The sequence below is a fragment of the Oleiphilus sp. HI0123 genome, assembly GCF_001635315.1.
Genome location: NZ_LWGE01001639.1, coordinates 1 through 1,609 on the forward strand (window position 1 = coordinate 1; position 1,609 = coordinate 1,609).

The 1,609-nt window shown below is 43.9% G+C and carries 2 protein-coding genes; one reads left to right on the top strand and one right to left on the bottom strand.

Features of this window, described 5'->3' with window-relative positions; translation table 11 throughout:
- The first annotated feature begins 283 nt into the window (after nt 1-283).
- A complete protein-coding gene (rmf, locus tag A3761_RS22075; protein ID WP_068509010.1) occupies nt 284-493 on the top strand; it encodes a ribosome modulation factor in 210 nt (69 codons plus the stop codon).
- Between the two features lie 52 nt (nt 494-545).
- Here rmf and A3761_RS22080 read toward each other — a convergent pair whose 3' ends face one another.
- Nucleotides 546-1,568 carry a quinone-dependent dihydroorotate dehydrogenase gene (locus A3761_RS22080; RefSeq protein ID WP_068553453.1) on the bottom strand — a complete coding sequence of 341 codons (1,023 nt, stop codon included), beginning with the start codon at nt 1,566-1,568 and terminating at the stop codon, nt 546-548.
- Nucleotides 1,569-1,609: the final 41 nt, after the last annotated feature.

Sequence of the window (1,609 nt, forward strand, 5' to 3'; positions counted from 1 at the left end):
CCCTATAAAACAAGCTATTACGGAAGCTTATACTAAAGCTATATATAAATAGTGTTATATAGAAAGAATTAGTCATGTACTTTAGACAGAAATTTAGCTTAACTAAAAGCCCGGCCCAGAAAAGACAAGCAAAGCTTATTGCCGCCGGCAAAACACTATAACAATTCATTTGCACTCAATAGGAGTTGAATTACCTTTAAGCTTCGTAACCCCTTCGGGTACAACGTTGCTGCGCTACTTATAAATAACAATGTTTAAAGCATGTTCATGAGGTTCATAACGAATGAAAAGACAAAAGCGTGATATTGATCAAAGAGCATTTAAAAAAGGTTATCAAGCAGGCATTACAGGAAAATCAAAATCTCTCTGCCCTAATTCTACTACCACCGCAAAGCAAAACTGGCTAAGTGGCTGGCGTGAAGGTAGAGGCGACAACTGGGACGGTCTAGTTGGAGTATCCGGTATTCACAAACTCCCCGGGATCACAACATAGCAAAAATTGAAATTGAAATTGAAAAGGCCCACATCAGGGCCTTTTTTTATGCTTAACGCATCGACTTAATCGCTAAGGCAGCATCTCTTATTAAAGCAGGCCCCTTATAAATGAAACCTGTATAGATCTGTACCAGGCTTGCCCCGGCATTAATCTTATCCACCGCATCTTGACCGCACATAACCCCCCCCACGCCAATAATAGGCAGACTCTCTCCAAGTTCGGCTTTCAGCTGAGAGATCACCTCGGTCGATCGCGTCGTTAACGGAGCACCACTCAAACCACCTGCCTCGTGCGCATGGGGGTAGCCCTGAACAGCCTCTCTAGCCAATGTAGTATTGCCCGCAATTACACCATCCAGTTCACGCGCTTTTAGCGACTGCGCAACCATCACAAGCTCTTCGTTAGTCATATCAGGAGCAATTTTGATTGCAATGGGGACATAACGGCCATGCTTCTCTGCCAGTTTAGCCTGCTCTTCCTTAATCGCGTCAAGCAAAGAGTTCAGAGACTCACCAAATTGAAGGGTACGCAAGCCGGGCGTATTGGGCGACGAAACATTTACAGTTATATAGGTAGCACGAGAATAAACCGCGTTAAGGCATTTTATATAATCTGAATTCGCATCCTCAACAGCCGTATCAAAATTCTTCCCAATATTAATTCCAATAGGATTTTTGTACTGACTCGCTGCAACCTGCTGCAACAGGTGCTCAACCCCTTCATTATTGAAGCCCATTCGATTAATAATTGCCTGGTTCTCTTTCAGGCGAAATAAACGAGGTTTGGGATTTCCCGGTTGTGGTCGAGGAGTGATTGTACCCACCTCGACAAAACCAAAGCCCATTCGGCCCAGCGCATCAATGTGATCGGCATTTTTATCCAAACCTGCTGCGAGACCGACTCGGTTTGGGAACTGTACCCCCATCACTTCGACTGGGTCAGAAACCACATCTGGCAAAAATGGTGAAATCAACCCCAAACGATTGAACGCGCTCATCCAATCCAACGAAAGCTCATGAGCTGTCTCAGGCGGCAGTGTAAATAATAAGTTTCGTAAAAGTGAATAAGACATATACAGACCCGACTTTAAAAAATATTAACAAGTGCATTTTA